This window comes from Deinococcus hopiensis KR-140, from assembly GCF_900176165.1.
In the GTDB taxonomy this organism is placed as follows: Bacteria; Deinococcota; Deinococci; order Deinococcales; family Deinococcaceae; genus Deinococcus; species Deinococcus hopiensis.
In genome coordinates, this window is record NZ_FWWU01000009.1 from 1,918,548 (window position 1) to 1,943,612 (window position 25,065).

General features: G+C 67.0%; 26 protein-coding genes and 1 pseudogene. 8 read left to right on the plus strand and 19 right to left on the minus strand.

Annotated elements, in window-relative coordinates; all coding sequences use genetic code 11:
• Window positions 1-9: 9 nt before the first annotated feature.
• Both B9A95_RS22855 and B9A95_RS22860 read left to right on the plus strand, forming a co-directional pair.
• On the plus strand, window positions 10-468 hold the full coding sequence (locus B9A95_RS22855) for a peroxiredoxin (protein ID WP_084050923.1): 459 nt from the start codon (window positions 10-12) through the stop codon (window positions 466-468).
• A 123-nt stretch (window positions 469-591) separates the two neighbouring features.
• Window positions 592-1,029: a hypothetical protein gene (locus B9A95_RS22860; RefSeq protein WP_139806953.1), complete on the plus strand. Its 438-nt coding sequence runs from the start codon at window positions 592-594 to the stop codon at window positions 1,027-1,029.
• Window positions 1,030-1,086: 57 nt separating this feature from the next.
• On the opposite strand, the gene B9A95_RS22865 is transcribed toward B9A95_RS22860, so the two are convergent.
• Window positions 1,087-2,448 (minus strand): acetyl ornithine aminotransferase family protein, encoded by a 1,362-nt coding sequence (locus B9A95_RS22865; RefSeq protein WP_084049376.1) that lies wholly within the window; start codon window positions 2,446-2,448, stop codon window positions 1,087-1,089.
• Window positions 2,449-2,643: 195 nt separating this feature from the next.
• Entirely contained in the window at window positions 2,644-4,080 is a 1,437-nt protein-coding gene (gene kamA / locus B9A95_RS22870; protein WP_084049377.1) for a lysine 2,3-aminomutase, read from the minus strand.
• 173 nt (window positions 4,081-4,253) lie between these two features.
• On the opposite strand from kamA, the gene B9A95_RS22875 reads away from it, so the two are divergent.
• Window positions 4,254-4,715 carry an Lrp/AsnC family transcriptional regulator gene (locus tag B9A95_RS22875; RefSeq protein ID WP_084049378.1) on the plus strand — a complete coding sequence of 154 codons (462 nt, stop codon included), beginning with the start codon at window positions 4,254-4,256 and terminating at the stop codon, window positions 4,713-4,715.
• Between the two features lie 92 nt (window positions 4,716-4,807).
• On the opposite strand, the gene trpD is transcribed toward B9A95_RS22875, so the two are convergent.
• The 4 genes from trpD to trpE are packed head-to-tail and all read right to left on the minus strand — an operon-like array spanning window position 4,808 to window position 8,296.
• Window positions 4,808-5,827: an anthranilate phosphoribosyltransferase gene (gene trpD, locus B9A95_RS22880; protein WP_170928810.1), complete on the minus strand. Its 1,020-nt coding sequence runs from the start codon at window positions 5,825-5,827 to the stop codon at window positions 4,808-4,810.
• 14 nt (window positions 5,828-5,841) lie between these two features.
• Window positions 5,842-6,459 (minus strand): anthranilate synthase component II, encoded by a 618-nt coding sequence (locus tag B9A95_RS22885; protein WP_084049380.1) that lies wholly within the window; start codon window positions 6,457-6,459, stop codon window positions 5,842-5,844.
• Window positions 6,456-6,845 carry a tautomerase family protein gene (locus tag B9A95_RS22890; protein WP_084049381.1) on the minus strand — a complete coding sequence of 130 codons (390 nt, stop codon included), beginning with the start codon at window positions 6,843-6,845 and terminating at the stop codon, window positions 6,456-6,458. The genes B9A95_RS22885 and B9A95_RS22890 overlap by 4 nt, the downstream gene beginning before the upstream one ends.
• Entirely contained in the window at window positions 6,845-8,296 is a 1,452-nt protein-coding gene (gene trpE / locus B9A95_RS22895; protein ID WP_084049382.1) for an anthranilate synthase component I, read from the minus strand. Before trpE ends, B9A95_RS22890 begins: the two co-directional genes overlap by 1 nt.
• Before the next feature lie 269 nt (window positions 8,297-8,565).
• Here trpE and B9A95_RS22900 point away from each other — a divergent pair, with 269 nt between their 5' ends.
• Window positions 8,566-9,207, plus strand: a complete 642-nt coding sequence (locus B9A95_RS22900) for a class I SAM-dependent methyltransferase (protein WP_084049383.1) — start codon at window positions 8,566-8,568, stop codon at window positions 9,205-9,207.
• Between the two features lie 48 nt (window positions 9,208-9,255).
• Here B9A95_RS22900 and B9A95_RS22905 read toward each other — a convergent pair whose 3' ends face one another.
• From B9A95_RS22905 to hisB, 7 genes and pseudogenes are all read right to left on the minus strand, one after another.
• Window positions 9,256-9,516: a hypothetical protein gene (locus B9A95_RS22905; protein WP_084049384.1), complete on the minus strand. Its 261-nt coding sequence runs from the start codon at window positions 9,514-9,516 to the stop codon at window positions 9,256-9,258.
• A complete protein-coding gene (locus B9A95_RS22910) occupies window positions 9,513-11,432 on the minus strand; it encodes a 1,4-alpha-glucan branching enzyme (RefSeq protein WP_084050924.1) in 1,920 nt (639 codons plus the stop codon). The genes B9A95_RS22905 and B9A95_RS22910 overlap by 4 nt, the downstream gene beginning before the upstream one ends.
• Before the next feature lie 91 nt (window positions 11,433-11,523).
• Window positions 11,524-12,075 carry a sodium/calcium exchanger protein gene (locus tag B9A95_RS34740; RefSeq protein ID WP_245808445.1) on the minus strand — a complete coding sequence of 184 codons (552 nt, stop codon included), beginning with the start codon at window positions 12,073-12,075 and terminating at the stop codon, window positions 11,524-11,526.
• 106 nt (window positions 12,076-12,181) lie between these two features.
• Window positions 12,182-12,517: pseudogene (locus tag B9A95_RS37270) on the minus strand (hypothetical protein); the annotation flags it as partial.
• 137 nt (window positions 12,518-12,654) lie between these two features.
• Window positions 12,655-13,695: a branched-chain amino acid aminotransferase gene (locus B9A95_RS22920; RefSeq protein WP_084049385.1), complete on the minus strand. Its 1,041-nt coding sequence runs from the start codon at window positions 13,693-13,695 to the stop codon at window positions 12,655-12,657.
• A complete protein-coding gene (gene hisH / locus B9A95_RS22925) occupies window positions 13,692-14,342 on the minus strand; it encodes an imidazole glycerol phosphate synthase subunit HisH (RefSeq protein ID WP_084049386.1) in 651 nt (216 codons plus the stop codon). The genes B9A95_RS22920 and hisH overlap by 4 nt, the downstream gene beginning before the upstream one ends.
• The gene (gene hisB, locus B9A95_RS22930; RefSeq protein ID WP_084050925.1) at window positions 14,339-14,941 is read right to left on the minus strand and encodes an imidazoleglycerol-phosphate dehydratase HisB; all 603 of its coding nucleotides are present in this window, start codon (window positions 14,939-14,941) and stop codon (window positions 14,339-14,341) included. Before hisB ends, hisH begins: the two co-directional genes overlap by 4 nt.
• Window positions 14,942-15,315: 374 nt before the next feature.
• On the opposite strand from hisB, the gene B9A95_RS22935 reads away from it, so the two are divergent.
• The 4 genes from B9A95_RS22935 to B9A95_RS34095 all read left to right on the plus strand — a co-directional run bounded on the left by B9A95_RS22935 (window position 15,316) and on the right by B9A95_RS34095 (window position 18,703).
• Window positions 15,316-16,872 (plus strand): S8 family peptidase, encoded by a 1,557-nt coding sequence (locus B9A95_RS22935; protein WP_084049387.1) that lies wholly within the window; start codon window positions 15,316-15,318, stop codon window positions 16,870-16,872.
• Between the two features lie 88 nt (window positions 16,873-16,960).
• On the plus strand, window positions 16,961-17,803 hold the full coding sequence (locus tag B9A95_RS22940) for a serine protease (protein WP_084049388.1): 843 nt from the start codon (window positions 16,961-16,963) through the stop codon (window positions 17,801-17,803).
• 139 nt (window positions 17,804-17,942) lie between these two features.
• Window positions 17,943-18,542 carry a single-stranded DNA-binding protein DdrA gene (ddrA, locus tag B9A95_RS22945; protein WP_084049389.1) on the plus strand — a complete coding sequence of 200 codons (600 nt, stop codon included), beginning with the start codon at window positions 17,943-17,945 and terminating at the stop codon, window positions 18,540-18,542.
• A complete protein-coding gene (locus tag B9A95_RS34095) occupies window positions 18,539-18,703 on the plus strand; it encodes a hypothetical protein (RefSeq protein WP_170928755.1) in 165 nt (54 codons plus the stop codon). Before ddrA ends, B9A95_RS34095 begins: the two co-directional genes overlap by 4 nt.
• 100 nt (window positions 18,704-18,803) lie before the next feature.
• Here the strand turns inward: B9A95_RS34095 and B9A95_RS22950 are convergent, their stop codons facing one another.
• The 6 genes from B9A95_RS22950 to B9A95_RS22975 all read right to left on the minus strand — a co-directional run bounded on the left by B9A95_RS22950 (window position 18,804) and on the right by B9A95_RS22975 (window position 24,807).
• Window positions 18,804-19,184 (minus strand): hypothetical protein, encoded by a 381-nt coding sequence (locus B9A95_RS22950; protein ID WP_084049390.1) that lies wholly within the window; start codon window positions 19,182-19,184, stop codon window positions 18,804-18,806.
• A gap of 1 nt (window position 19,185) precedes the next feature.
• Complete coding sequence (locus B9A95_RS22955; RefSeq protein ID WP_084049391.1) at window positions 19,186-20,256, minus strand: butyrate kinase; 1,071 nt, start codon at window positions 20,254-20,256, stop codon at window positions 19,186-19,188.
• Between the two features lie 120 nt (window positions 20,257-20,376).
• On the minus strand, window positions 20,377-20,940 hold the full coding sequence (gene hpf, locus B9A95_RS22960; protein WP_084049392.1) for a ribosome hibernation-promoting factor, HPF/YfiA family: 564 nt from the start codon (window positions 20,938-20,940) through the stop codon (window positions 20,377-20,379).
• Window positions 20,941-21,246: 306 nt separating this feature from the next.
• Window positions 21,247-21,669, minus strand: a complete 423-nt coding sequence (locus tag B9A95_RS22965) for a hypothetical protein (RefSeq protein ID WP_139806954.1) — start codon at window positions 21,667-21,669, stop codon at window positions 21,247-21,249.
• 152 nt (window positions 21,670-21,821) lie between these two features.
• Complete coding sequence (locus B9A95_RS22970) at window positions 21,822-23,027, minus strand: acyl-CoA dehydrogenase family protein (RefSeq protein WP_084049394.1); 1,206 nt, start codon at window positions 23,025-23,027, stop codon at window positions 21,822-21,824.
• A 94-nt stretch (window positions 23,028-23,121) separates the two neighbouring features.
• Complete coding sequence (locus tag B9A95_RS22975) at window positions 23,122-24,807, minus strand: acyl-CoA carboxylase subunit beta (RefSeq protein WP_084049395.1); 1,686 nt, start codon at window positions 24,805-24,807, stop codon at window positions 23,122-23,124.
• Window positions 24,808-25,065 lie beyond the last annotated feature (258 nt).

The window sequence follows — 25,065 nt, forward strand, 5'->3', positions numbered from 1 at the left end:
ATGGGCGGCATGACTCCCCGCGTCGGTGAACCCGCCCCCGACTTCGACACACGCAGCGACGATGGCCGCCCCCTGCGCCTCTCGGACCTGCGCGGGCGCTGGGTGGTGTTGTACTTCTACCCGCGCGCCAGCACGCCCGGCTGCTCGCTGGAAGCCCAGCGCTTCGAGGCGGCCCTCCCTGAGTTTGAGCGCCTGAACGCGGCCGTGATCGGCGTAAGCACCGACACCGAGGCGCGGCAGGCCAAGTTCCGCGACAGCTGCGGGCTGACCTTCCCCATGCTTCCCGATGGAGACCGCGCCGTGGCCAAAGCGTATGGCGTGATGGGCGGTCTGGGCGGTCTGCTGGGCATGGCCGCTCGGCAGACTTTCCTGGTCGACCCCCAGGGCAACGTGGCGTGGCACTGGAGCAACGTCAACCCTGCCACGCACGCAGCCGACGTACTGCGCTGGCTGAGGCAGAGCGCGTAGGGCAAACTCCGGTACGGCGGAGGTAGACGAGAACGGCAAGACGGCGTTTACCCCGCGGCCGTTGGAGCCGGACAGGTCCGGGGCAGGCTTACCCAGCATGGCAGGGGCAGGTGGAAACGGGTGGTGGCGGGCGTCCTCAGCGCCAACGGTAAATTCAGCGTAAATCTGCCCGTTACCGTGGCCGGCGCCGCTGTGGCTGTGGGCGCACCCCTCGGCGCCACGGGCCCTCTCCTTCCCGGGTGTACCCGTACGGGTGAGATCAAGGCCAGGGACCGGACGGTTGGGAGCGCGGACCCCGGCGCGGACGGAGACATCCAGCCGGCGCGTGTGACCGGCGGCACGTCGGCCACCGGACGGCCCACCTCCGTGAACTGTCCCCTGACCGGTACGGGCACACCGGTCTGCAAGGACACGTTGAATGACGACGCCCAACATGAACGGCACGCTGGGCGCAGGTTGGAACGGGGGAACAGCCAAGGTTACCGCCACCGGCGGGACCCTTCCCACGGACAGGTGGGACTTTTTGTCCGCGTGAACGGGCGGCTTGAGCCTCCGCGCTGAAATCCATAAGGAAAGCTCCTGCCCACAGCACAGGGCAGGAGCTTTCCTGCGAGGGCCTTACTGCAGTTCCGCCAGCGCTTCCCGCATAATTCCCAGCCCAGTCTGTGCGTCCTCGCGGGTCAGGATCAGGGGGGGACTGATGCGGATCACGGCCTCGCCGCAGTCGAGATTCAGCAGGCCCTTTTCAAACATCGCCATGCTGGCGGTGTCGCGCAACTTGCCGTCGGGGCGACCGTCCGGCTTCACGAACTCCAAGCCGATAAACAGGCCCTCGCCGCGCACGTCGCCCAGGAAGGGGAACTCAGCCTGCATTTTCTTCAGTTCGGCCATGATGAAGCCGCCTACTGCCGAGGCATTCTCCATCAGGCTCTCGCCACAGCCGGGGTGCTTTTCCACACCTTCGAGCAGGTCCAGCGTGGCGTGGGCCGCCGCCGCCGCCACCGGGTTGCCGCCGAAAGTGGAGCCGTGCGAGCCCACGGACCACGTCATGACCGACTCTTTGGCGAGCATCGCCGAAATGGGCAAGCCCGAGGCGATGCCCTTGGCCAGCGTGATGATGTCGGGCTGCACGTCAAAGTGCTGGAAGCTGAACATCTTGCCGCTGCGGCCCATACCCGCCTGCACCTCGTCGAAAATCAGCATGATGCCGTACTTGTCACACAGTGCACGCAGCGCGGGCAGGAAGTCAGCGGGTGGCACGATGTATCCACCCTCACCCTGCATCGGCTCGATGATGATGGCGGCCACCTCGTCCGAGGGGATGACCGTCTGGAACAGGTTTTCAATGTGGTCGATAACAGCCTGCCCGCAGGTTTCGGGCGTGCTGCCCAGCGGCGGACGGAAGGGGTTGGGGTAGGGCACGTGCGAGACATTGGGCAGCAACGGGCCGAAGCCGCGCTTGTACTTCGTCTTGGAGCCCGTCAGCGTGATGGCCCCGTAGGTCCGCCCGTGGAACGAACCGAGGGTGGAGATGATGTGCGTACGCCCAGTGTGGTTGCGCGCGAGCTTGACAGCGGCCTCGACGGCTTCCGCGCCTGAGTTGCCGAAGAAGACGCGCCACTTTTCGCCCGGCTTTTCGACGTGCTTGACGAGGCGCTCGGCGAGGCTGGTGGTGATTTCCTGCGGGTAGTCGGTCAGGCAGACGTGGGCGAACTTGGTGATCTGCTCCTGCACGGCCTTCACGACGTGTGGGTGCGAGTGTCCGGTGGTGCTGACCGCAATGCCCGCAAAGAAGTCCAGCATGGTGTTGCCGTCCACATCGGTCAGCCACACACCCTCGCCGTGGTCCGGCACGAAGGGGTAGGGCCGCATGTACGAGGTGGAGAGGTGCTTGGAATCGCGCTCCATGATGGCCTGGGTCTTGGGGCCGGGGAGGGCGGTGCGGAGGAGGGGCTGGCGGGGTTTGGGAAGGGTGGTCATGGGGACTCCTGTGGGATGTGGGGCGGTGGAGGTGGGAGGCGCGGCCCCTCACCCTCTCCCACGGGGGGAGGGGCGCAAAAGAAGCGAGTGCTTAAGCTGTAGGGCGTTGTTCTCTCCTCTGCCCCGGAGGGAGAGGGCCAGGGTGAGGGGCCGCCGAGCAACCGTCAATCAACTCAGCTGCCCGGGGCCCTGTGCTCAGTCCCCGCTGACCGGCTGCGGCTCACTCTCCACCGGCTGCGGCACCTGCACCATGCCGTCTGGGGCAGTGTCGGTTATGGGGCTGCCGCCTACGCCGTGCGCCACCCACTTGTCCTCGCGGCTGTTCAGGCGGTGCTTCGTCGCGCCGGGACGGTTGCGGCTCTCGCTGAATTCCTTGGGCTCGATAGAGATGCGCTCGCCTTCCATCAGGCCGAAGATGCCGCTCTGACCGGGCTCGCGGCGCTCCCACTCCTTGGGCACAGCCATGTCAGGGCCGGTGTAGTCGGTGGGCTCGGAGTACGCAGCGATATAGCCCTCGAAGTTGCGGAGGATCAGCTTCTCGGGGCTGTGCGAGAGCACGTAGTTGGGCGCGACGGGAATCTTGCCACCGCCGCCAGGGGCGTCTACCACGTAGGTGGGCACCGAGTAGCCCGAGGTGTGCCCACGCAGGCTCTCCATGATCTCCAGGCCCTTGCTCACGGTGGTCCGCAGGTGCCCGGCCCCGTGGACGAGGTCGCACTGGTAGATGTAGTAGGGCCGCACGCGAATCTTGACGAGTTCGCGGACCAGCTTTTGCATGATCACCGGGTGGTCATTCACGCCGCGCAGCAGCACGCTCTGATTGCCCAGGGGCACCCCCGCACGGGTCAGGCGGTCGCAGGCCTCGGCAACTTCGGGCGTGATCTCACGGGGATGGTTGACGTGGATGTTCATCCAGACGGGGTGGTTCTCCGCCAGCACGTCGCACAGTTCCTGGGTCACGCGCATAGGCATAAAGACGGGCACGCGGGTGCCAATGCGGACGATCTCGATGTGCTCGATCTTGCGCAGTTCGGCCAGCAGGCGGCCCAGCACCTTGGGCGCGAGGGTCAGCGGATCTCCGCCCGAGAGCAGCACGTCGCGCACCTGGGGCGTGTTGCGCAGGTAGTTGAGCTGCGCCTCGTACTCCGCGGGGTTGAAGGTCTCGGTGGGGTCTCCCACGATACGGCTACGCGTGCAGTAACGGCAGTAAGAAGCGCACTGCGTCGTCACCAGCATCAGCACGCGGTCCGGGTAACGGTGGACCAGGCCGGGCACGGGGCTGTGTTTATCCTCAGCGAGGGAATCTTCCATCATCGAGGTAAAGGGCGTCAGCTCGTGGTGGGTGGGGATGACCTGACGGCGCACCGGGCAGGTGGGGTCTTCGGGGTCCATCAGCGACGCGAAATAAGGCGTGATGTCCAGCCGGAAAATGCCCTCGGCGCTTGCGCCCGCCCGCTCGGAATCGGTCAGGCGGATGACCTCTTCGAGTTCCTCGACGGAGTTGATGCGGTTTTTGAGTTGCCACTTCCAGTCGTACCACTGCGCGTCGGGTACGTCCTGCCACTTGGGAGCGCGGTGGTTGCGGGGCAGCATCTGTTGAGACCGCACGGTGGCCTCGGGATGAATAGGCATGGAGCTCCTCCGGAAAAAGTAAGGATGGGTGAGAACGTGTGAAAACTGTCTTCGCCATTCTCGCTTTTGCCACCTTTCGTTTGAATGGCTAGGCAGGTGTCCAAGTGCCACTCTCAGCGCTCAGAAAGTTGCCGTATGCCACTTGTGACCTATCAAACGCTAAGATAGGGGCCATGAAGCAACATGGCGGTAATCTCGACGACCTCGACCACCGGATTCTGGAAGAACTTCAGACCGACTCGCGGCTGAGCATGCGCGAACTGGGCCGCCGCGTCGGGCTCTCGGCGCCGGCTGTGACCGAGCGGGTGCGGCGGCTGGAGGACGCGGGCGTGATCCTGGGTTACGGCGTGCGCGTGGCCTCCAAGCCGCTGGGCCGGGCGATCACCGCCTTTATCGGTGTGCAGGACAGCGGGCGCAACGACCCCACGCTGGTGCGGTGGGCCAAAAAGAACGACGGCGTGCTGGAGTGCCACTCGGTGACGGGCGACAACTCCTGCATCCTGAAGGTGGCCGTGCCCGACGTGGGTGCGCTGGAAGCCATGCTGGGCGACCTGATCGGGATGGGCTTTACCTGCGACACGAGCATCGTGCTGAGCACGCCGCTGGAGGGAAAGCTGATGCTGCCGCCCCGCTGAGGCACAGGGCAGAGCGGATTTGGAAAACCGCGCAGCAGTGGGCCGGGAACCCGTCCCGGACGCCTCTGCTGCGCGGTTTTGGCGCTGCGCGCTCAGCGCTGTGCGCCCTGCCCCCTCGTGTGCGCCGCGTACCGCCGTAACAGCTCCCAGCCCGCACCGCTCGCCATGACCTCGCGGGCCTGGGCCACACCCTCGGCGATGCTGCCCACGCGCTCGGCGGTGCGCAGGGCCGCCCCCACGTTCAGGGCCACAATGTCGCGCTGAGCGGGGGTGCCGCCTCCGGTGAGAAGGGCGCGGGTGATCTCGGCATTCTCTGCTGGACTTCCCCCCACGATGTCTGCGCGGTCATGGCGGTCCAGCCCCGCCTCCTCAGGTTGAAGGGTGCGGTCTATGACCTCGCCGCCCCGCAGCCCCGTCACGGTGTTCTCGCCGCAGACGGTGAACTCGTCGAGGCCGTGGCCGTAAACCACCGTGGCCCCCTTCGCGCCCAGCAGCCGCAGCACCTCGGCCAGCGTGCGCGTCAGCTCAGGCTTGAAGACCCCGACGACGAGGTGGGTGGCTCCCGCCGGGTTGGAGAGCGGCCCCAGGATGTTGAACACGGTGCGGGCAGCGAGGTCCGCGCGGACGGGCGCAGCGTGGCGCAGGGCCGGGTGGTAGTTGCGGGCGAACATGAAGCCGATGCCCAGCGCATTGATGCCGTCGGCCACCACTTGCGGCGGGGCGTCCAGATTCACGCCCAGCGCTTCGAGCACATCGGCACTTCCGGCGCGACTGCTTGCGGCGCGGTTGCCGTGCTTGGCGACAGGAACGCCCGCCGCCGCCACCACGAAGGCCGTCGTGGTGCTGATGTTGAAGGTGTGTGCGCCGTCGCCTCCCGTGCCCACCACGTCCAGCAGCACGTCCCTGGGTTCGACGTGGACCCGCACGGCGTTCTCGCGCATGGCCTGGGCGAATCCGGCAATCTCCTCCGGGGTTTCGCCGCGCACCCGCAGGGCCGCCAGGGCTGCTGCCAAGCGCACACCACTCACGTCGCCCGTCATCACCTCACGCATGAAGTTCGCCGCGTCGCTCTGGGTCAGGCGCTCGCCGTTCATCAGCCGGGCGTGCATCATCTGGGAGGTGGCGGTCATGCCCCCACCGCCCGCGCCGCTCGGTGTGCCTGCACCAGCTCCAGAAAGTTCCGCAGCATCTCCTTGCCTTCTGAAGTGGCGATGCTCTCGGGGTGGAATTGCAGACCGTGGATGGGGTAGTCGCGGTGGCGCAGGGCCATCACGATCTCCTCGCCGGGATCGGTGGTCCACGCGGTGGGCACGAGTTCGTCCGGCAGGTCACGCACCACCAGCGAGTGATAGCGCGTGACCTGCACTTCTGCGGGCAGCCCCGCGAACAGGCCAGAGCTGTCGTGCCGTACGGGGCTCGTCTTGCCGTGGACGGGTTGCAGGGCCCGTCCCACCGTCGCGCCGAACGCTTCCCCGATGCTCTGGTGACCCAGACACACGCCGAGCGTGGGCAGGCGCGGTCCCAGTTCGCGGATCACCTCCACGCTCCGCCCAGCTTCGGCCGGTGTACAGGGCCCCGGAGAGACGACGATGGCGTCGGGCTTGAGTGCCTGCACGTCCTCCACCGTGAAGGCGTCGTTGCGCCACACGGTCAGTTCGCACCCCAGTTCGCCGAGGTACTGCACGAGGTTGTAGGTGAACGAGTCGTAATTGTCGATCAGCAGGACGTGCGGCGCGGGGTTCACTTGTTCACCTCGTAATTCAGCTGGAGTTCGTCGCCGAGTCGCCCACGAAGCCCCCAGTGGCTGGGCGGGGCTTCCAGCAGCACGATTTCCAGGTCATCGGGATGCAGGCCACAGGCGCGGATGATTTCACCTTGCAGGGCACGCAAAAAGCAACGCAGGGTTTCGGGACGGCGACCCGCGAACAGGTGGATTTCCAGAATCGTGTAGCGTCCGCTGCGCTCCGGTGGAAAGACGAAGTCCGCCGCGTCCAGCGGGAAAAAGCGGTGAAACCGCTTGTTCTCAGGCAGGCCGAGCGCCTCCTGCGCCGCGCGGTGGATGGCGTCCGACAACGCGCTCCGCTGCTCACCGAGGTGCGTCCGCTCGCCGTAGACTTTGACCTGCGCCATCAGAGGCCCCGCGCGGCCATTTCCACCGCCCGCATCAGCGCCGCCGCCTTGTTGCGCGTCTCCAGTTCCTCACTCGCCGGATCGCTGTCGGCCACAATGCCCGCGCCCGCCTGGATATGCAGCCGCCCGTTCGCAATCACCATCGTCCGCAGGGTCAGCGCCATGTCGAGGCTGCCGTCCAGGGCAATGTAGCCGAAAGCGCCGCCGTAGGGCCCACGCCGCACGGATTCGAGTTCGTCGATGATCTCCATTGCGCGAATCTTGGGCGCACCCGACACCGTGCCCATCGGCAGCACCGAAGCGAGGGCGTGCAGCGGCGTCTGGCCGCCGCGCAACTCGCCCGACACGGTGGAGACGATGTGCATGACGTGGCTGTAGCGCTCGACGGTAAAGGCGTCCTCCACCCGCACCGAGCCGTAACGGCTGACCCGCCCGAGGTCGTTGCGCCCCAGGTCCACCAGCATGAGGTGTTCGGCGCGTTCCTTCTCGTCGGCGAGCAGTTCGGCAGCCAGGCGCTCGTCCTCCTCGGGTGCCGCGCCGCGTGGCCGGGTGCCCGCGATAGGACGGGTCACGACGGTGTGCCCGTCGCTGCGCAGCAGGCTCTCGGGGCTGGAGGCCACCAACGTCACGTCGCCAAGGGCGAGGTAGCCCAGGTACGGGCTGGGATTGACCCGCCGCAGCGCCCGGTACAGGGCGAAGGGATGCACGCTGAGGTCCGCGCTGAACCGCTGCCCTGGAACCACCTGAAAGATGTCGCCCGCGCGGATGTATTCCAGACAGCGCTCCACCGCGTCCATGTAGCCCTGCGGCGTGAAGTTGCTCGTGAAGGTGGGCGCGGAGGCGGATTCCCGGCCTGGAATCTCGTCGGGGAGGGGACCGCGTAGACGGCCGACGAGGTTCTCCACCACGCTCTCGGCCCGCTCCTGCGTATCGGCCGTGGCCACGGCGATCAGGCGGTGGCGCAGGTGGTCGTAGATCACCATGCCTTCCGGCATCACGAACAGGGCGTCAGGGACGTTGAGTTCGTCGGGGTTGCCGTCGGGCAGCCGCTCATAGGCGCGAATCAAGTCATAGGCGGCGTAGCCCACCGCGCCGCCCAGAAAGGCGGGCAGGCCCTCCGGATGCGGCGCGGGGCGGGTGGTGGCGTGGTACAGCCGGGCGAGGGGATCGGCCTCGGGGCCGTCAAAGGTACCGAAACTTCCGCTGCTCGTGACGTGCCCGGCGCGGTAGGTCAGGCGCCCGGCCTCGCCCACGCCGATAAAGGAGTAGCGGCCCAGTTTCTCGCCCGCCTCCACGCTTTCGAGCAGGAAGCTGACCGCGTGCTCACGCGCCACCTTGAGGTAAGCGGTAACGGGCGTGTCGAGATCGGCGTTGAGTTCGCACAGGGCGAGGGCGGCGGCGGGCCTGGGCCCTGGGTGTGGGGGTTCGGTGGGCGGGGCGGGGTGCGTCATGGAGCTCCTGGGGCAGCACGTTGGGGCAGGGGGCATACAGGAAAACGCGCCCGGTGGAGGGTTCCACCTGAGCGCGTGCCGATCTTACGGAGGAAAACGGCGCGTTATACCCAGGCGAAGCTGGGCCACCACCACGCGGCGTTCACGGTCATGGAGGCAGGATACCGCCTGAGCCCAGGCCCTGCCAAGTCGTTTACACAAGCGCTCATCTTCTGCGCGTTGCGCTCCCGCTTGCAGTCGCCCGCCAGCGGACCTGGGAACATGAGGGCATGACCAACGGGCCCTCCTCTCCCCTCCCCGCAGCGGCTTTTCGCCGCGTAGACGAGACGTCCGACGAGGCCTTTTACGCCCACCCGCGTTTCGTAACCCATATCGACGACGTGGCCGTCGCCGCCGTCACGCAGCTTTACCGCGAGCTTTTTCCACCCGGCGGGCAACTGCTGGACCTGATGTCCTCCTGGGTCAGCCACCTGCCGCCCGAGACCGAGTATGAGGGCGTAACGGGCCTGGGCATGAACCGCGCCGAACTGGACCGCAATCCCCGCCTGACGCAGTGCGTGGTGCAAAACCTCAACGCCCAGCCGCACCTGCCCTTTGAGGCGACCCACTTCGACGGCTGCGGCATCTGCGTCTCTATCGATTACCTGACAGACCCAGTGGCGGTGCTGCGCGAAGTGGGGCGGGTACTCAAACCGGGTGCGCCCGCGGTCATCACCTTTTCCAACCGCTGCTTTCCCACCAAGGCCGTCGCCATCTGGCACGCGCTGGACGACGCCGGACACGTCGCACTGGTGGAGGAACTGCTGCGCCAGTCGGGCGGCTTCGGGGATATTCAGGGCCTGGACCGCAGCCTGCCCGGTTCCGATCCGCTGTACGCGGTGGTGGGGCGGGCGCTTGGGGAAGTGCTATAGAAAACACCCCCCTCCCCCAGAGCAGAGGGAGCGGCCAGGCCGTTCGACCTACCCCGCCGGCCGGTTCCCCGCCGTCCACAGCAACAGGGCGATCAGCAGAACGTCAAAGGCCCAGGCTGCGGGACGTTTAAGCTCCGGGTTCCGCTGCGCCCTCAGCACCTGAAGCGCCAGCCGCCCCGCCAGCAGCACCACCACGAGGAATGGACTGGGCAGCGGTCCGCCCAGCAGCGGAAGCAGCAGCAGCGCGGCGACCACCGCGAGCAGCGCCAGGCTCAGCGCGGTAAGGGCATCGGGACGGGGTCGGCTCACCGGTCCTCGCTGCGGCGCGTCTCACCGACGTGCTCAAGGATCAGCACGCTCAGGGGCGGCAGGTTCAGGTTCAGGCGGTGGGTCTGTCCGCTCAGGCCCCCCTCTTGTGCCGTCAGGCTGCCCTGCACGGTGCCGAAGCCGCCGTATTCCAAGTCATCGGTAGACAGCAACAGGCGGTACTCGCCACCCTGGGGCACGCCAACGGGGTAGCCCTCGCGGTACACAGGCGTGAGGTTGGCGACAGTTATGCTCCAGGCCCCGCCTCCCTCAGCCTCGGGGCGAGGATCGCGGCGGATATAGGCGTAGACGCTGTGGGCCTCGTCGTCGGCACTCGTCCAGAGCAGACCCTCGTCGCGGATATCGCCCACATGCAGGTCCGGGCGCTGGCGGTACAGGGCGTTCAGCCGCCCCACCAGCCGCGCAACGCCCGCATGGTCCGGCAGCTGCGCCATGTGCCACGGCAGCGACTCGTCGTGGTTCCACTCGGTAGACTGGGCGAACTCCTGGCCCATGAACAGCAGCTTCTTACCGGGCGTGGTCCACATCAGGGCCAGAAAGGCGCGGTAGTTCGCCCGCTGCTGATACCAGTCGCCGGGCATCTTCATCACCAGCGACTTCTTGAGGTGGACGACCTCGTCGTGGCTGATGGCCAGCACGAACTTCTCCGTGGTGCGGTAGACGTTGAAAAAGGTCAGCTTGTGGTGCTCGTATTTGCGGTGAATAGGGTCTTTCTCGAAGTAGGCGAGGGTATCGTTCATCCAGCCCATCGCCCACTTGTAGTCGAAGCCCAGACCGAAGGGCGTCGGCGCGGTGACGCCGGGAAAGGCCGTGCTCTCCTCCGCAATCAGGGTGACGCCAGGGGCCATGTGGTGCAGCACTTCGTTCAGGCGTTTGAGGAAGGCGACGGCTTCCAGGTTCTCGCGTCCACCGTAGATGTTGGGAATCCATTCCGTGCGCGAAAAGTCGAGGTACAGCATGGAGGCCACCGCGTCCACCCGCAGGCCGTCCACGTGAAAGTCCTGCACCCACTTCAGCGCCGAGCCGATCAGGAACATCACCACCTCGCTTCGGCCGTAGTCGAAGATGTAGGTGTTCCAGTCGTGGTGAAAGCCCTTGCGCGGGTCCGCGTACTCGTACAGGGGCGCGCCGTCGAAGTGCGCGAGCCCCGCCTCGTCGGTGGGGAAGTGGCCGGGCACCCAGTCCACGAAGACGCCGATACCGCGTTCGTGGAGGTGATTGACGAGGTACGCGAAGTCCTCCGGGGACCCGAGGCGGCTCGTCGGAGCGTAGTAGCCGGTCACCTGGTAACCCCAGGAGCCGTCGAAAGGGTGCTCCATCACGCCCAGGAGTTCGACGTGGGTATAGCCGAGTTCGGTCGCGTAGTCGCCCAGACGGTGTGCCAGCTCACGGTAGTTCAGGAACCAGCCGTGTTCGTCACGCGCCCAGGAGCCCACATGCACCTCATACACACTCATGGGACGGTCCAGACCGGGTGTGCGTGAGGCCATCCAGGCGTCGTCGGTCCACTGGAAAGACTGCCGCCAGATGATGCTCGCGGTGGCGGGGCGCACTTCCGCGAACGTCGCGTAGGGGTCCATCTTGTCCACCGTGTGCCCGTTTGCGCCCGTTACCCGGAACTTGTAGCGCTGGCCGTGGCGGGCGGTGGGCACGAACGCCCCCCAGAAGCCGAAGTCCAGCCGCTGCATAGGATTGTCGAACCCGTTCCAGCCGTTGAAGTCGCCCACCACACTGACGTGATGGGCGTTGGGGGCCCACACGGCAAACCGCACGCCCTCCACCCCGTTCTCGGCAACGGGGTGTGCGCCAAGCAGGTGGTCCGGGCGCACGAGATCGGCGGTGACCAGTTTCTGAAGGTGCCCGTGTTCCAGGGGCAGGGGGATGAAGTCGGCACTCATGAGGGCGAGTGTACCCACTGGGCGGCGAGGGAGGTCTGGGTTGTCCCAGGAGGCCGCCAACATGAAGAAACGGGGAGGAACGCGGGCCGCCTCAACCTTGCCTCGCCAGTGCCCTCAGCTCCACGAGGCCGAGCAGGTACAGCCCCAGCACAGCCCACGGCCACCACTGCCGCCGCGAGCGAAACGCCAGCCCGGACAGGTACTCGGCGGTAAGCCACACGCCCAGCGCCGTGAGGTACAGGTCACTGCGCGAGAGTTGCGGCAGCGCGGCCTGCCCCGCCACCACCGAGGCCAGCAGGAACAGCACCGGCAAGAAAGCGTTGCCACCGAAGATATCGCTGACCGCCAGTTCATCGTCACCCAGCCGCATGGCGGCGAGTCCGGGAGACACCTCGGGCAGGGCGGTGGCCACCGCGAGGATCGTCGAGCCGAACAGCACGCCACTGACGTGCAGGTACCCGGCGCTGACGTCCCCGCTCTCGGCCAGCACCAGCCCCGCCGCCAGCGTGACGAGGGCCGACACGCCGAAGATCAGCACAGCCTTGCCCGTGCCTGTGGCCTTCTCCCGCTTCTCCTGCGCGTTGCGGGCCTGCTGCACGCCTGGGGACAGCTCCGGCTCCTCCACTTTCCAGGGCGGCGACAAACAGTGCCCCCGGCTCCAGCTGCCCCCAGATCGCCGTTTTGGGAAGTTGCGCGACCATCATGACGCCCATCAGGACCGCCACCACCAAGCCACCCTCCAGCACCAGATTCAGCGAGCGGCCCTCGCCTGTCAGCGGTGCTCGGCGGCCCAGCCGCAGGCCGCCGAGCACCACCAGCACGACGGTCTGAATGGCGATGCCGCCCAGGATGTTCCCGCTCGCCAGACCGAGGTTGTGGCCTTGCGCCGCGCTAGAGGGAATGGCGATTTCGGGCAGGTTGGTGGCGAGGGCCAGCAGGATCAGGCCGCCCATCGCCTCTCCCCGTTTCAGCCGCTTGCCGAGAATGTCGGTGGCGTTTGACAGGGGGGCGCCCGCCGCCCAGACAACGCCCGCCGCCAGCGCGAACGCAAGGAAGAGCAGCGGCTCGGCAAAGTGGGTGAACATGGTCTGGGGCCGCGTGTAGCTCCGCTCCCCCGTTCCATTTCTCGCGGTTCGCGAGGGGGGAGCGTTTCTTGAGACTTCCAAGGCGGCCTGACGGCGAGGCCCCCGCGCCCACCCCAAGCCGTCAGACAGTTCGGCGCTTAAACCTCTTTCCCCTCCACGTTCACGATCCAGCCTTCCGGAGCTGGGCGGTCCCCGTACTGAATCCCGACGAGTTCCTCGTACAGCCGCCGCGTCACCGGACCCACCTCTGTTTCCGAGTGGAAGACGTGGAAATGCTCGCCGTGCTGAATCCCCCCGATGGGTGTGATGACGGCGGCCGTGCCGCACGCCCCCGCCTCGGCGTACTCGTCCAGACGGTCGATGAACACGTCGCCCTCCTCCACCTCCAGTCCCAAGCGCTCGGCGGCCAGGTGCAGCAGGCTGTACTTGGTGATGGACGGCAGGATGGACGGCGAGCGCGGCGTGACGAAGCGCCCGTCCCGCGTGATGGCGAAGAAGTTGGCGGCCCCCACCTCCTCAATCTTCGTGTGCGTGGCGGGATCGAGGTAGATGCAGTCAGCGAAGCGGTGCCCCTTCGCCTCCGCTCCCGGCAGCAGGCTGGCGGCGTAGTTGCCGCCCACCTTCGCCGCGCCCGTGCCCTGCGGAGCCGCGCGGTCATAGCCCGACGTGACGAAATTCATGGGGCTCAGGCCTCCCTTGAAGTACGCCCCGACGGGGACGGCGAACACCGAGAACAAGAATTCGGGCGCGCTCGTCACGGCGATGCTGTCGCCCACGCCGATCAGGAAGGGCCGCAGGTACAGCGCTCCCCCCGTGCCGTAGGGCGGCACAAAGTCGAGGTTGGCCCGCACCACCCGCTTGCACGCACCGACAAAGGTTTCGGTGGGCACGGGCGGCATCAGGAGTCGGGCGCACGAACGCTGCATCCGCAGGGCGTTCTGATCGGGCCGGAAGAGGTTTACGCGGCCGTCGGCGGTGCGGTAGGCCTTGAGCCCCTCGAAGCACTGCTGGCCGTAGTGCAGGGCCGCGCTGGCCTCGGAGATGTGAACCTGATTGTCCTCGGTCAGGACCCCGCTGTCCCACGCCCCTTCCCGCCAGTGCGAGCGGTAGCGCCAGGGGGTGCGGAGGTAGCCGAAGCCGAGTTGGCCCCAGTCCAGGGCAGGCGGTTGCGCCGTCATACAAGGCCTCCGACAAGATTTTCTTCCAGCACGTGCCGCCGGAAGCGTTCGAGAATGGCGAGTCCCACCGCGCCGCTCTTTTCGGGGTGGAACTGGGTGGCGTGGACGTTGCCCCGGCTCAATGCAGACCAGAAGGGCACGCCATACTCGGTCAGGGACCCGGCGTCCACCTCCACATCGAGCGGCACGTAATACGAGTGGACGAAGTAGGCGTAGGCCGGGCAGGCGAGGTCCCGCAGCAGCGGGCTGTCGCCCACCTTGTCCAGGCTGTTCCAGCCCATCTGGGGCACCTTGCGCTCGGGCACGGGCCCGAAACGGCGGACCGTCCCGGGGATAAGGTCCAGGCCCGGCGTGTCCGGCGCTTCTTCCGAGCCCGACAGCAGCATCTGCATTCCCACGCAGATACCCAGTAGGGGCGTGCCGCCGCGCGCCGCCTCCAGCACCGGGCTGTGAAAGCCGTGACGGTCAAAGGCTTCCATCACCTGCCGGAAGTGGCCCTGTCCGGGCACGACGAGGGCGGGGGCATGCGGAACGTCGGCGGGGTTGTCGGAGACGCGTACGGTCATCCCGGCCCTTTCCAGGGCCTTGGCGGCGGAGCGCACATTGCCCGCGCCGTAATCGAGGAGGAGAACTTCGGACGTGCTCACAGCAGCCCCTTCGTGCTTGCCAGCCCGTCCGAAGTCACCCGCACGGCGTCGCGCAGGGCGCGGGCAAAGGCTTTCACGATCGCCTCGATCACGTGGTGCGCTTCGCGCCCTGCGAGCAGACGCACGTGCAGCGTCACGCCCGCGTGGTTGCACAGGCCGCGCAGGAATTCGCGCAGGTGGTAGTGCGTCATGCCCCCCGCGGTTCCCCATACGTCCAGCCGCTCGGGCTCGAAGGCGAGGTGCGCGCGGCCGGAGAGGTCCACGACCACGTGCGCCAGGGTCTCGTCCATGGGCACGAAAGCGCTGCCGTAACGCTCGATGCCCCGGCGGTCGCCCAGGGCTCCATTGAGCGCCTGGCCCAGCGTGATGCCCACGTCCTCCACGAGGTGATGCGGCTCAATGTGCAGATCCCCCGTGGCCTGCACCTCCAGCCCGATGCGGGCGTGGCGGGCGAGGGCGTCGAGCATGTGGTCGAGAAAGCCGTGTCCAGTGGCAGGCGGCAGCGAGAGGGCCGCGTCGAGGTCGAGGGTGACCGTGATGTCGGTCTCGCTCGTCGTTCGCTGGAAGGTGGCGCGGCGTGGTGTGGCGGTGGGAGCCATGGTCCACATGCTAAGGCGGGCAGACATGAAGGGCGGGCCATCCCCTAGTCGCTTAAGACCAATGTATGACGCCGGGCGCAAGACTGCATACCTCCGGAAATTGGACCCTCTGCTCTCCGCTCACAGCTCCATCACACTTCCGGAGCATGAGAAAACGGCAAATGCGAAAAAGACCCTACTGCACCGAAATATTTTACATTCTCACCGCTAAACCCACCTTATAACTTACATATAGAAACAGAATCAAAGCCGCCTGAACTTGTCTAGGTGTTTGCATAAAAGCGGTTTGAGGCGGCGTGCTACACCTTTCCCTGTCGGAAAAACTTCAGCTCGGCAACAGGTCAGTTCCTCTGGGAGCTGCCCCGGAGGTTCAGATGAACTCACGTCTCGCGTTTGGCACCCTGGCTCTTACCCTGTTCCTCGCCTCCTGCGGTCAGCAGGCCCCCTCGGCCACCACGCCCGCTGAGCAGGCCAGTGCCCCCGTCCGCAGCAACGCCCGAACGGCCCCGCTGCTGGGCACTGAGAACCCCGAAGCCATTCCCGGGCAGTACATCGTCGTCTTCTCCGACGGGGCCGCGCCCGCCAATCTCAGCGCGCAGGACGCGGGCGGACTGATCACGGCGCTGGGCCTTGATCCCCAGGGCGTTACCGTGCAGCACGTCTATACCCAGGCCCTCAGCGGCTTCGCGGCCAAGCTCAGCGCCCAGAACCTGCAGACGCTGCGCTCGGACAAGCGCGTGAAGTACATCGAGCAAGACGGCCGGATGCACACGTTGGCAACCCAGAGCGGCGCGACCTGGGGTCTGGACCGCATCGACCAGCGTGACCTGCCTCTGAACAGCACCTACAACTACAGCACCACGGCGAGCAACGTCACCGCTTACATCATCGACACGGGCATCCGCACCACGCACGGCGAGTTCGGTGGCCGGGCGGTGTGGGGCACCAACCAGACGGGCGACGGCCAGAACACCGACTGCAACGGTCACGGTACGCACGTGTCCGGCACAGTCGGCGGCAGCACCTACGGCGTGGCCAAGGGCGTGAAGCTCGTCGCCGTGAAGGTGCTGGGCTGCGACGGCTCAGGCACCAACTCCGGCGTGATCGCCGGCATCAACTGGGCGGCCAGCAACCGCAGCGGCCCCGCCGTCGCCAACATGAGCCTGGGCGGCACGGCCAGCCAGGCCACCGACGACGCCGTGACCGGCGCGGTAAACAAGGGCCTCGTGATGGCCGTGGCCGCCGGCAACGACAACAAGGACGCCTGCACCTCCAGCCCCGCCCGGGCGGCCGCGGCCATCACGGTGGGCGCCACCGACAGAAACGACGTGCGCAGCACCTTCAGCAACTACGGCACCTGCGTGGACATCTTCGCGCCCGGCACCAACATCACCAGCAGCTGGAACACCGGGGATACCGCCACCAACACCATCAGCGGCACCAGCATGGCAACGCCCCACACGGCGGGAGGCGCCGCCCTGGTCCTGGCGGCCAACCCCTCCTACACCCCCAGCCAGGTGGCGAGCGCCCTGATCAATAACGCCAGCACCGGCAAGATCAGCAGCGTGGGCACCGGCAGCCCCAACCGCCTGCTGTTCACGGGCAGCGGCAGCACCACGCCCACGCCCACACCCGGCACCACCACGAACTACACGGGCAGCGTTTCCCAGGGCACCAGCAGCTACAAGCCCGGCACCGGCGGCTTCTCGTACGCGGGCGGGACCCTCAAGGGCACGCTGAGCGGCCCCTCGGGCACCGACTTCGACCTGTACCTGCAGAAGTACAACGGCTCCTCCTGGGTGGACGTGGCGGCCAGTGAGGGCGGCACCAGCAGCGAGGCGATCAACTACGCGGCCGGCAGCGGCACCTACCGCTGGGAGGTCTACGCCTACTCCGGCGGCGGCTCGTACACCCTGACCGAAACGAAGTAAGTCCGCGGACCCGCCGCCTCGCTCCGGTGAAGCGGCGGGTCTCCCCTTGCCGCAAGCCGCCCCGCACGTCTTATCCCCAGAGGTCTCGATGAAGAACTTCTTCCCTGCCCTGCTTGCCCTCGGCGCCGTCACCCTCTCCGCCTGCTCCACCGCCCCTGCCCCAGCATCCCTGCCCACCGAGAGCCAGACGGTGACAGGAAGCGAAAAGGCCTTCGCGGGCCTGAGCGATCAGATCGTGTACGGCACGGTCACGAACACGACCAACCGGCCCTACCAGGTCAGCGTCACGCCCTACAACCAGATGAGCGGTGGTTGGTGCGGCGGCACCCTGCTGAGCTCCACCTGGGTGCTGACGGCGGCGCACTGCGTGGAGGGCCAGAGCACCAGCAGCATGCGCGTCCGCGCCGGCATCAACGACCTGACAACCAGCGGCGGGCAGCTGCGCACCGCCAGCCAGATCATCATCCATCCCTACTACAGCGGGGCCGAGAGCGGCTACGACATCGCGCTCATTCGCGTCGGAACCGCCTTTACCATGGGAAGCACGGTGCAGACCGCCGCGCTGCCCGGCAGCGGCGCCGAGTCGGTGCTGGACGTCAACGGCAAGTACGCCACCGTGAGCGGTTGGGGCCTGACCGAAAACGGCACCTATAGCAACCGGGCGCTGCGCGAGGTGAGCATTCCCATCACGCCCACCGGCAGCGACTGCGGCAGCCGTCCCGGCAACACCATCTGCGGCAAGTATTACCAGGGCAAGGACAGCTGCAACGGTGACAGCGGCGGACCGCTGGCGGCGCGCTACAACAGTAAGTTCTACGTGCTGGGCATCGTGAGCTACGGACCTGCCGAATGCCGCGGCTACGGCATCTACACCCGGGTAAACGGCTACATCAACTGGATCTACCAGCAGACGGGCATCTCAGCGCAGTAAAGCCGCCGCTTTCCACGCTCCCGGCTCCTGCCGGGAGCATTTTTTATGCGCCAGAACGCGCTCCTTTTTTGCCGACCGCCCCTTCTTCAGCCGGGCATTCTGTCTTGACCAGAATTACATTCTGTTATAGACTAAATCCATGAAGCTGAGCGATGTACAGAAACGACTCCAGGCTCCGTTTCCCGCTCACCTGGTGGGCTGGAAGCCCCAGGCATTTAACAAGGAACGCACCCGCGCCCTGCTGCTGGCGTACGTGGACGCCCGCGCCGTGCAAGACCGTCTCGACGCCATCTGCCCCGACGGCTGGACCTTTGAAATCGAAGTGATCTCGGGCACCACCACGCCGACGGTCAAGGGGCGCCTGACCGTGCTGGGCGTCACCCGCGAGGATATCGGGGAGGCCGGCGAGGGCGATTACGGCACCCTCAAGGCTGCGTCCAGCGACGCCTTGAAGCGCTGCGCGGTGCAGTTCGGCATCGGGCGTTACCTCTACGACCTGCCCAAGCAGTGGGCCGACTGGAACGACGCCAAGCGTGAGGCGAGCCCCGCTCCCGAACTGCCCGAATGGGCCCGCCCCGATCACGAACGGTCCCCCGGCGGCGCGCACCTCGTCCAGGCGATGGAGCAGCTGCGCTACGAGATGCCTGAGGACCTCGACCTGCAGCGCGAGGTGTACAAGCACCTCAAGGCCGCGCTGGGTACCCTGCACAGCGATGGCCGCCACGGACGGGCGGCGTGACGCGGGCGGTGCGCGGCACCTTTGCCCCGCGCCATAGACGGGCGGAGGGCGTGGACACTCCTGGGAACCTCACGCCGATTGCACCCCGCCACCTGGGGGCGGTGATGGCCGGGGTGCTGGCCCTCACGCTGCTGGGCGGCGTCCTGGCGCAACTGCTGTAAAAACCTCTCCTCCCGAAAGGCGTGAACCACCGAATGCGTGGGGTTCGCGCCTTCTGCGTTTGGCCCTCTGCCCTCCCTGCCGCTGCCCCCGAAGCCCACCTCACCGCATTCGGTCCCGAACCTCCTGCAGGGTCTCCTCGAAAGCGTCCTGAAACTCGTCCTCCAGGTCCTCATCGCGGATCAGCTCGTCTTGCAGGGTCACGGCCTGCTCGCGCGTCCAGCGCACGCGGGCCTGCCAGGCCGTGGAAACGTTGCCCTTGCCTGCCACGAAGCGCGCGGCGTGGCGCAGGGCCTGGGCCGGGTCCTCGGTGGGAGCCACCAGGGACAGGTTACGCAGGCCGCCCCGGTCATTCACGAGGGAGCACGTGACCTCAATGCGCATTCCCCGGCGGCTGAGAAAGATCTGGTCCACACGCCACATGCTCGTGGCCCGAATGGGTTCGGGGGCGTGGCCGCGCTGACGCGGGGAACGGCGGCCCATCTCAGGCCGTCTCTGCGGCGGGCGGCGCCCACTCTCGCGGCGCTTCCAACCCCAGCAATACCCGGCCCACGCCCTCGGCCAGCGCTTCGAGTTCCAGTTCGCCCGGCACGATGATAACCGGCGCGATCCAGCTCAGGCGGCGCTCGATGCGGTCCACCAGCGCCTCCCAGCGGGCCGCGCCCCCCGTCAGCGCGAGGGCGTCCGGGCGGGCGGGCAGGGCCGCGCACTGCTCTCCGATGGCCTTGCAGGCCTGATGCACGAAGGCGCCCAGCGCCGACTGGACCGCCGGATCCGTGGCCTCACGGGCTTCGAGGTCGCGGAGGTTGGCGCTGCCGGTCAGGGCCAGAAAGCCGCTCTCGGCACTGAGCTGCCGCAACACCTCCGCCCGGGGACGGTCCCCAGCCAGCCGCAGCAGCGCCGTGGTGGGCAGTGGACCCGCTTGCAGCGCACCCAGTGGGCCGCCGTCCGGGCCCGTGCCCGTCGTGTCGATGGCCCGTCCCCCATCGAAGGCCGTGACGCTGGTGGTGGCCCCCAGGTGGGCGACGACCACACGGGCGTCTTGCAGCCGCTTGCCCACCTCGTAGGCTGCCCGGCGCGCCACCACCCGGGCATTGAGCGCGTGAAAGCGCGCCTCGCGGTCCATCCCTTGCACCCCCGTGACCCGCGCCTCGGGCAACAGTTCCTGAACACTCTGGGGATCCACCACAAAGGCCGGCACCCTCCGTACCCCCGCGAGGTGCAGGGCCAGCACGCTCCCCAGGCCGTCACGCCCATCTCCCGCAGCGTATTCAGCCAGCTCCGGAGTCACGCGGTAGGTGCCCGCCGCCACCCGCCCCAGCCATCCGCCCCGGGCAACAATCGCCTCAGGTACCGGCCAGTTTGCCGTGAGCTCCAGGATGGCCGCCGTCAGGGCTGCGGGGTCCGGGTCCCCCGGCGGAGCTGCGAGGGGCACCTCGGCACGCTCCAGGCTGACGCGCAGCTGTCCAGGCAGTGCGGCGTTCTCGCTGGGCTGAATATCGGCGCAGGCGAGCTTTACGCTGCTGGACCCGGGATTGACCACATGCACGATCATCAACACCCCAGCGTAGCAGATGGACGAAGGCAAGCGTCCCGCGCCGTGAGAGAAGAATGAGGGTACAAAGGGAGGGGCGGGAGGGCCCACCGCTCTCCCGCCCCTCCCGCTGCTCCGGCTTCAGCTCGGCTCGATGAGGCCGTAATGCCCATCGCGGCGGCGGTACACCACGCCGCAGCCTCCGGAATCCATATTCTTGAAGACGTAGAAATCGTGCCCCAGCGCTTCCATCTGCGTCACAGCGTCCTCAGGACTCATGGGACGCACGTCGAAACGCTTGGTGCGGACGATCTCGGGACGGAACTCGGCCACGTCGTCTACCCCGGCGTTTACGTCGGCCTCGGCCAGGCCCGGCTCGGGCTGGGGCAGGGCGTCCTGGCGGTGACGCATGTACTTGGTCTTGAATTTTCGCAGCTGACGCTCCAGCACGTCGCCTGCCCGGTCGATGGCGGCGTACATGTCGGCGTGGTGTTCCTCGGCGCGGATGATGCCGTGGGGCACATTGAGCTGCACCTCGACGCGGTTGCGGCGTCCAGCGTCTCGCACGTCACGGACGGTCAGGGTCACGCGGGCGTCGGTAATCTGGTCACTGAACCGGTCGAGCCGCGAGAGCTTTTCCTCCACGTAATCGCGCATGGCGTCGGTCACGTCCACATTCCGGCCTGACAGCTTGTAGATATGCACGGCTTCACCTCTTTCCGTTTCTCCCGGAGGATGGTTTGCTCCGGGAATTCACTCTAGGCTCCAGATCAGGTGAAAGTCAGGCGAGCCGCACACAGCGCGCGCTCACAGGGCGCGGTATGGTGGAGAGGTCGGGTTGCCGTCTCTACCAGGACCGGGCCATAGGAAAACGCCCACCCGTAAGGGTGAGCGTTCAGAGGCAGAGGAAGGATAAACCCCGCTTAGCGGCGATCACGCACGCGCACGGGAATGGGCACCGGTTGCGGCTGAGGCGCACCTCTCAGCGCTTCGCGCAGCCAGTCGATCAACTCACGCAGGCCCTTCATGCCGCCCAGTGTAGAGCGCCCAGGGCGGGACAGATGCGCCCGAGCTTACGATGCAGCGGGGGAAATGGGGGATCCGGGGGCGTTTTTCCGTCTGGGCGTGCGCCCAAGGACGGCCCCCAAGACGCTGCGCGCCAGCAGCTGAACTGAAGCGCCCCTGGGAGGTCCGGGCGAAATCCTTGGGGGTGAGGTGGCGCTCGGCCAGCCACCCCATCAGGCCCAGGGTCGTGGCCCGCCCATCCTGATCCTCGTACACCGCCACCCGGTCACACCCGGCGTTTTGCTTCTTCAGCACCTGGGCGATGGAGCCGTCCGGGGCGAGGGTATTTTCAGCGGCGCGGCTGTTAAAGCCTGGGAGGGTGCCGGGAAACACGAACGAGAATGCCTGGGCTCCAGAGGGAGCCAGCACAACACGCAGAGGGAACCGTCGGCGCACGAGACATCAGGACAGCATAAGTACTGGCTTGTCATTTGCTGAACGAGAATGACCATCTCCACTGATGAACGTCATGGAACGGGTGGGGAAGGAGCCTCACCGCGCTCCTCCCCCGTTGTCCCCACTTACGATCCGAAGCGCTTGAGGATGTCTCGGCTGATCACCAAGCGCTGCACCTCGTCGGTGCCTTCCCCAATACGGGTCAGGCGGTTGTCGCGCCAGTAGCGCTCGACGGGGTACTCCTTGATGTAGCCGTAACCGCCCAGCATCTGGATGGCTTCGTCGCAGGCGTGGACGCCCACGGTGGTGGCAAACAGCTTGGCGCGGGCTACGGGCACGGTGAAGTTCTGCCCGGCGTCCTTGAGATCGGCGGCTTTGCGGATAAGCAAACGGGCCGCTTCGAGCTGCGTGTCCATGTCTGCCAGGCGGAAGGCGAGGGCCTGGTTGTGCGCAATGGGCTTGCCAAACTGCTCGCGGGTCATGGTGTAGCGCGCGGCGTACTCATAGGCCGCGCGGCCCAGACCCAGGCCCATTGCCGCAATACCGACCCGCCCGCCGTCCAGTACGCGCATCACGTCCTTGAAGGCGTTGCCGCGCTCGCCCAACAGGGCGTCTGCGGGCAGCTGGATATCCCCGAAGATCAGCTGCGCCGTGTCGCTGCTGCGCAGGCCCAGCTTGTCTTCCTTGCGGCCGATGGAAAAGCCCTGCACCTCGTCGCGGTTGAACACAAAAGCGCTGATGCCATCATTCTTGCCCTTGCCCTCTCGTGCGGGGTCTGTGCGGGCCAGGATCACGTAGGTGCCGCCCACGCTGCCCTGGGTGATGAAGTTCTTGGAGCCGTTCAGTATCCAACTGCCGTCAGGCTGCTCCACGGCGCGCGACTGCATCCCGCCGCTGTCCGAACCGCTGCCGGGTTCGGTAAGGCCCCAGGCGCCCAGCTTTTTCGCGGAGGCGAGGTCGGGGAGGAACTTGCGCTTCTGGGCTTCGGTCCCGCCGATCAGGATATGGCCCTGGCACAGGCTGTTGTGCGAGGCGACGGTCAGGCACAGCGAGCCGTCCACCGCCGCGACTTCTTCAATGATCATGGCGAAGGTGGCGGTGTCCAGGCCAGCGCCTCCGTACTCCTCCGGCGTCTGCGCCCCCATGATGCCCATCTCGCCGAGTTCCTTGACGATCTGCATCGGAAACTCGCTCGTTTGGTCCCGCTCGGCGGCTCCCGGCTCCACACGGTTTTTCAGGAAGCTCCGCAGGGCCGAGATGATGGTGCGCTGGTCATCGTTCATGGGGTGGGTGTTGGGGTTGCTGGGGGGGATGAGGGTGCTGCTGGTCATGGGAATTACCTCCGGGGAGCAGAGAGCAAAGGGCTGAGGGCGGCGCAATGCTGGGGCGGAAGCGCAGAGGGCCTCTGCGCTTCCGCCCGCTGCGTCAGACCTGAAACACGCCCACCCGCAGCTCTTCTTGCTGGGGATTTCCAGCACAGGCTTCCAGGGCGCGAATCAGGCGGGGACGGGTGTCGTTCGGGGGAATGATCTCGTCCACCCACAACCGGGCGGCGGCGTAACGGGGATCGAGTTCGGTGTCGTACTTGGCTTTGACCTCGGCGTAGAGGCGTTGCAACTCCTCGTCGTCGGGTTCGTGTCCGGCACGTTTGAGGGCGGCGAGCTGGATGTCGAGCAGGGTTTTTGCCGCCGCGTTGCCGCTCATGACGGCGTATTTGGCGCTGGGCCAGGCGAAGAGGAAGCGGGGCGCATACGCCTTGCCGTTCATCGCGTAGTTTCCGGCCCCGAAGCTTCCGCCCGTGATGATGGTGATTTTGGGGACAACACTGTTGGACACGGCGTTGACCAGCTTGGCTCCCCGGCGGATGATGCCTTCTTGCTCGCTGTCGCGGCCCACCATAAAGCCGGTCACGTCGCTGAGGAACACCAGCGGCACGCCCGCCTGGTTGGCGTCGAGGATAAAGCGTGCCGCCTTGTCTGCCGAGTCGCCGTAGATTACGCCGCCCACCTCGATGCGGGTCCTCAGCCCCGGCTCACCGCCCGACTTGAGCTTCTTCTTGATCACGGTCCGCTGGTTGGCGACGAAGCCCACCGGGTAGCCGCCCACCCGCGCAAAGCCGCATACCACCGTCTCGCCGTACTCGGGCTTGAACTCGTGGAACTCGCCACCGTCGGTGATGGACGTGATCAGCTCGCGCACGTCGTAGGTCTTGGAGCCGTCGAAGCCCACGAGTTCGGTGAGGTCACGGGCTGGGGCTCCGCGCACCTCCGCGCGCCGCCGGGCCCAAGGCGCAACCTCGCCCTGGGCGTAGAGGTCCGCGAGCGCCCGCACCCGCCGCAGGGCCGCGTCGTCATCGGGTTCCTTGTAGTCCACCGTGCCGGCGATGGCCGAGTGCATGCTCGCCCCACCGAGTTCTTCACTGTCCACCACCTGACCGATGGCGGCCTTTACGAGCGCGGGTCCAGCGAGGTACAGGCCCGAACCTTCCGTCATGATGAGCGTGTCGCACATCACCGGCAGGTACGCGCCGCCCGCCACGCAGTTGCCCATGATGGCGGCAATCTGGGGAATGCCACGCGCACTCATGCGGGCGTTGAGGTAAAACACCCGGCCGAAATCGTCCTGATCGGGGAAGATCTCGTCCTGCATGGGCAGATACACACCCGCCGAGTCCACGAGGTACACCACGGGCAGCGCGTTTTCCAGGGCGATCGTCTGCGCGCGGATCACCTTTTTGGCGGTGATGGGAAAGAAGGCCCCCGCCTTCACGGTGGCGTCGTTGGCGATGATCATCCAGGGGCGGCCCGCGACGATGCCGATGCCCGTAACGGTGCCGCCGGAGGGGCACCCCCCCACGTCCTCGTACATGCCCCAGCCCGCGAAGGTCATCAGCTCATCGAACGGGGTGCCAGGGTCCACCAACCGGGCGATGCGTTCGCGGGCAGTCAGGCGGTTCTTGTCGTGTTGACGCTGCTGGGCTTTTGAGCCGCCCCCAGCGTGGACGCGGGCCTGATCGGCAGCGAGGCGGGCGAGGGCGTCGGCCCAGACCGGTTGAGAACCGGTGGACCCTCCTGTGGACTGCGCCGGAGCGCCGGAGTCAGGCTGCGTCATGTGCACCGACAGTCTAACAAACGCCCGTTAGGGGCGCGAGGGGCCGAGAGTCGATCGGCTGTGCCGTCTGGACGGCGCCCCGGCCTGTGCCCAAGGTGCGGCGCGCCATCTGGCCCTGCGCTCCGAAACGCACTGGGGGTACGGCGCGGCTTTTCTGGAGACCTGCCGGAAGGATTTGTCCGCCACGGCCAAAGAAATCGCCACTTCATTTTGACACCGCCGGCGAGTGGGGAAACTTCTGGGCTTCGTCAACCTGCG

What these genes read in the sequence shown, in the direction of transcription:
- B9A95_RS22975 (WP_084049395.1), bottom strand. Translation starts at nt 24,807, where the DNA reads ATGACGCAGCCTGACTCCGGCGCTCCGGCGCAGTCCACAGGAGGGTCC.
- B9A95_RS22955 (WP_084049391.1), bottom strand. Translation starts at nt 20,256, where the DNA reads ATGATCGTGCATGTGGTCAATCCCGGGTCCAGCAGCGTAAAGCTCGCC.
- B9A95_RS22920 (WP_084049385.1), bottom strand. Translation starts at nt 13,695, where the DNA reads ATGACGGCGCAACCGCCTGCCCTGGACTGGGGCCAACTCGGCTTCGGC.
- kamA (WP_084049377.1), bottom strand. Translation starts at nt 4,080, where the DNA reads ATGCCTATTCATCCCGAGGCCACCGTGCGGTCTCAACAGATGCTGCCC.
- ddrA (WP_084049389.1), top strand. Translation starts at nt 17,943, where the DNA reads ATGAAGCTGAGCGATGTACAGAAACGACTCCAGGCTCCGTTTCCCGCT.
- B9A95_RS22970 (WP_084049394.1), bottom strand. Translation starts at nt 23,027, where the DNA reads ATGACCAGCAGCACCCTCATCCCCCCCAGCAACCCCAACACCCACCCC.
- B9A95_RS22935 (WP_084049387.1), top strand. Translation starts at nt 15,316, where the DNA reads ATGAACTCACGTCTCGCGTTTGGCACCCTGGCTCTTACCCTGTTCCTC.
- B9A95_RS22890 (WP_084049381.1), bottom strand. Translation starts at nt 6,845, where the DNA reads ATGGCGCAGGTCAAAGTCTACGGCGAGCGGACGCACCTCGGTGAGCAG.
- B9A95_RS22950 (WP_084049390.1), bottom strand. Translation starts at nt 19,184, where the DNA reads ATGGGCCGCCGTTCCCCGCGTCAGCGCGGCCACGCCCCCGAACCCATT.
- B9A95_RS22910 (WP_084050924.1), bottom strand. Translation starts at nt 11,432, where the DNA reads ATGAGTGCCGACTTCATCCCCCTGCCCCTGGAACACGGGCACCTTCAG.
- trpE (WP_084049382.1), bottom strand. Translation starts at nt 8,296, where the DNA reads ATGACGCACCCCGCCCCGCCCACCGAACCCCCACACCCAGGGCCCAGG.
- B9A95_RS22900 (WP_084049383.1), top strand. Translation starts at nt 8,566, where the DNA reads ATGACCAACGGGCCCTCCTCTCCCCTCCCCGCAGCGGCTTTTCGCCGC.
- B9A95_RS22865 (WP_084049376.1), bottom strand. Translation starts at nt 2,448, where the DNA reads ATGACCACCCTTCCCAAACCCCGCCAGCCCCTCCTCCGCACCGCCCTC.
- hisB (WP_084050925.1), bottom strand. Translation starts at nt 14,941, where the DNA reads ATGGCTCCCACCGCCACACCACGCCGCGCCACCTTCCAGCGAACGACG.
- B9A95_RS22940 (WP_084049388.1), top strand. Translation starts at nt 16,961, where the DNA reads ATGAAGAACTTCTTCCCTGCCCTGCTTGCCCTCGGCGCCGTCACCCTC.
- B9A95_RS22855 (WP_084050923.1), top strand. Translation starts at nt 10, where the DNA reads ATGACTCCCCGCGTCGGTGAACCCGCCCCCGACTTCGACACACGCAGC.
- trpD (WP_170928810.1), bottom strand. Translation starts at nt 5,827, where the DNA reads ATGATGCACGCCCGGCTGATGAACGGCGAGCGCCTGACCCAGAGCGAC.
- B9A95_RS22875 (WP_084049378.1), top strand. Translation starts at nt 4,254, where the DNA reads ATGAAGCAACATGGCGGTAATCTCGACGACCTCGACCACCGGATTCTG.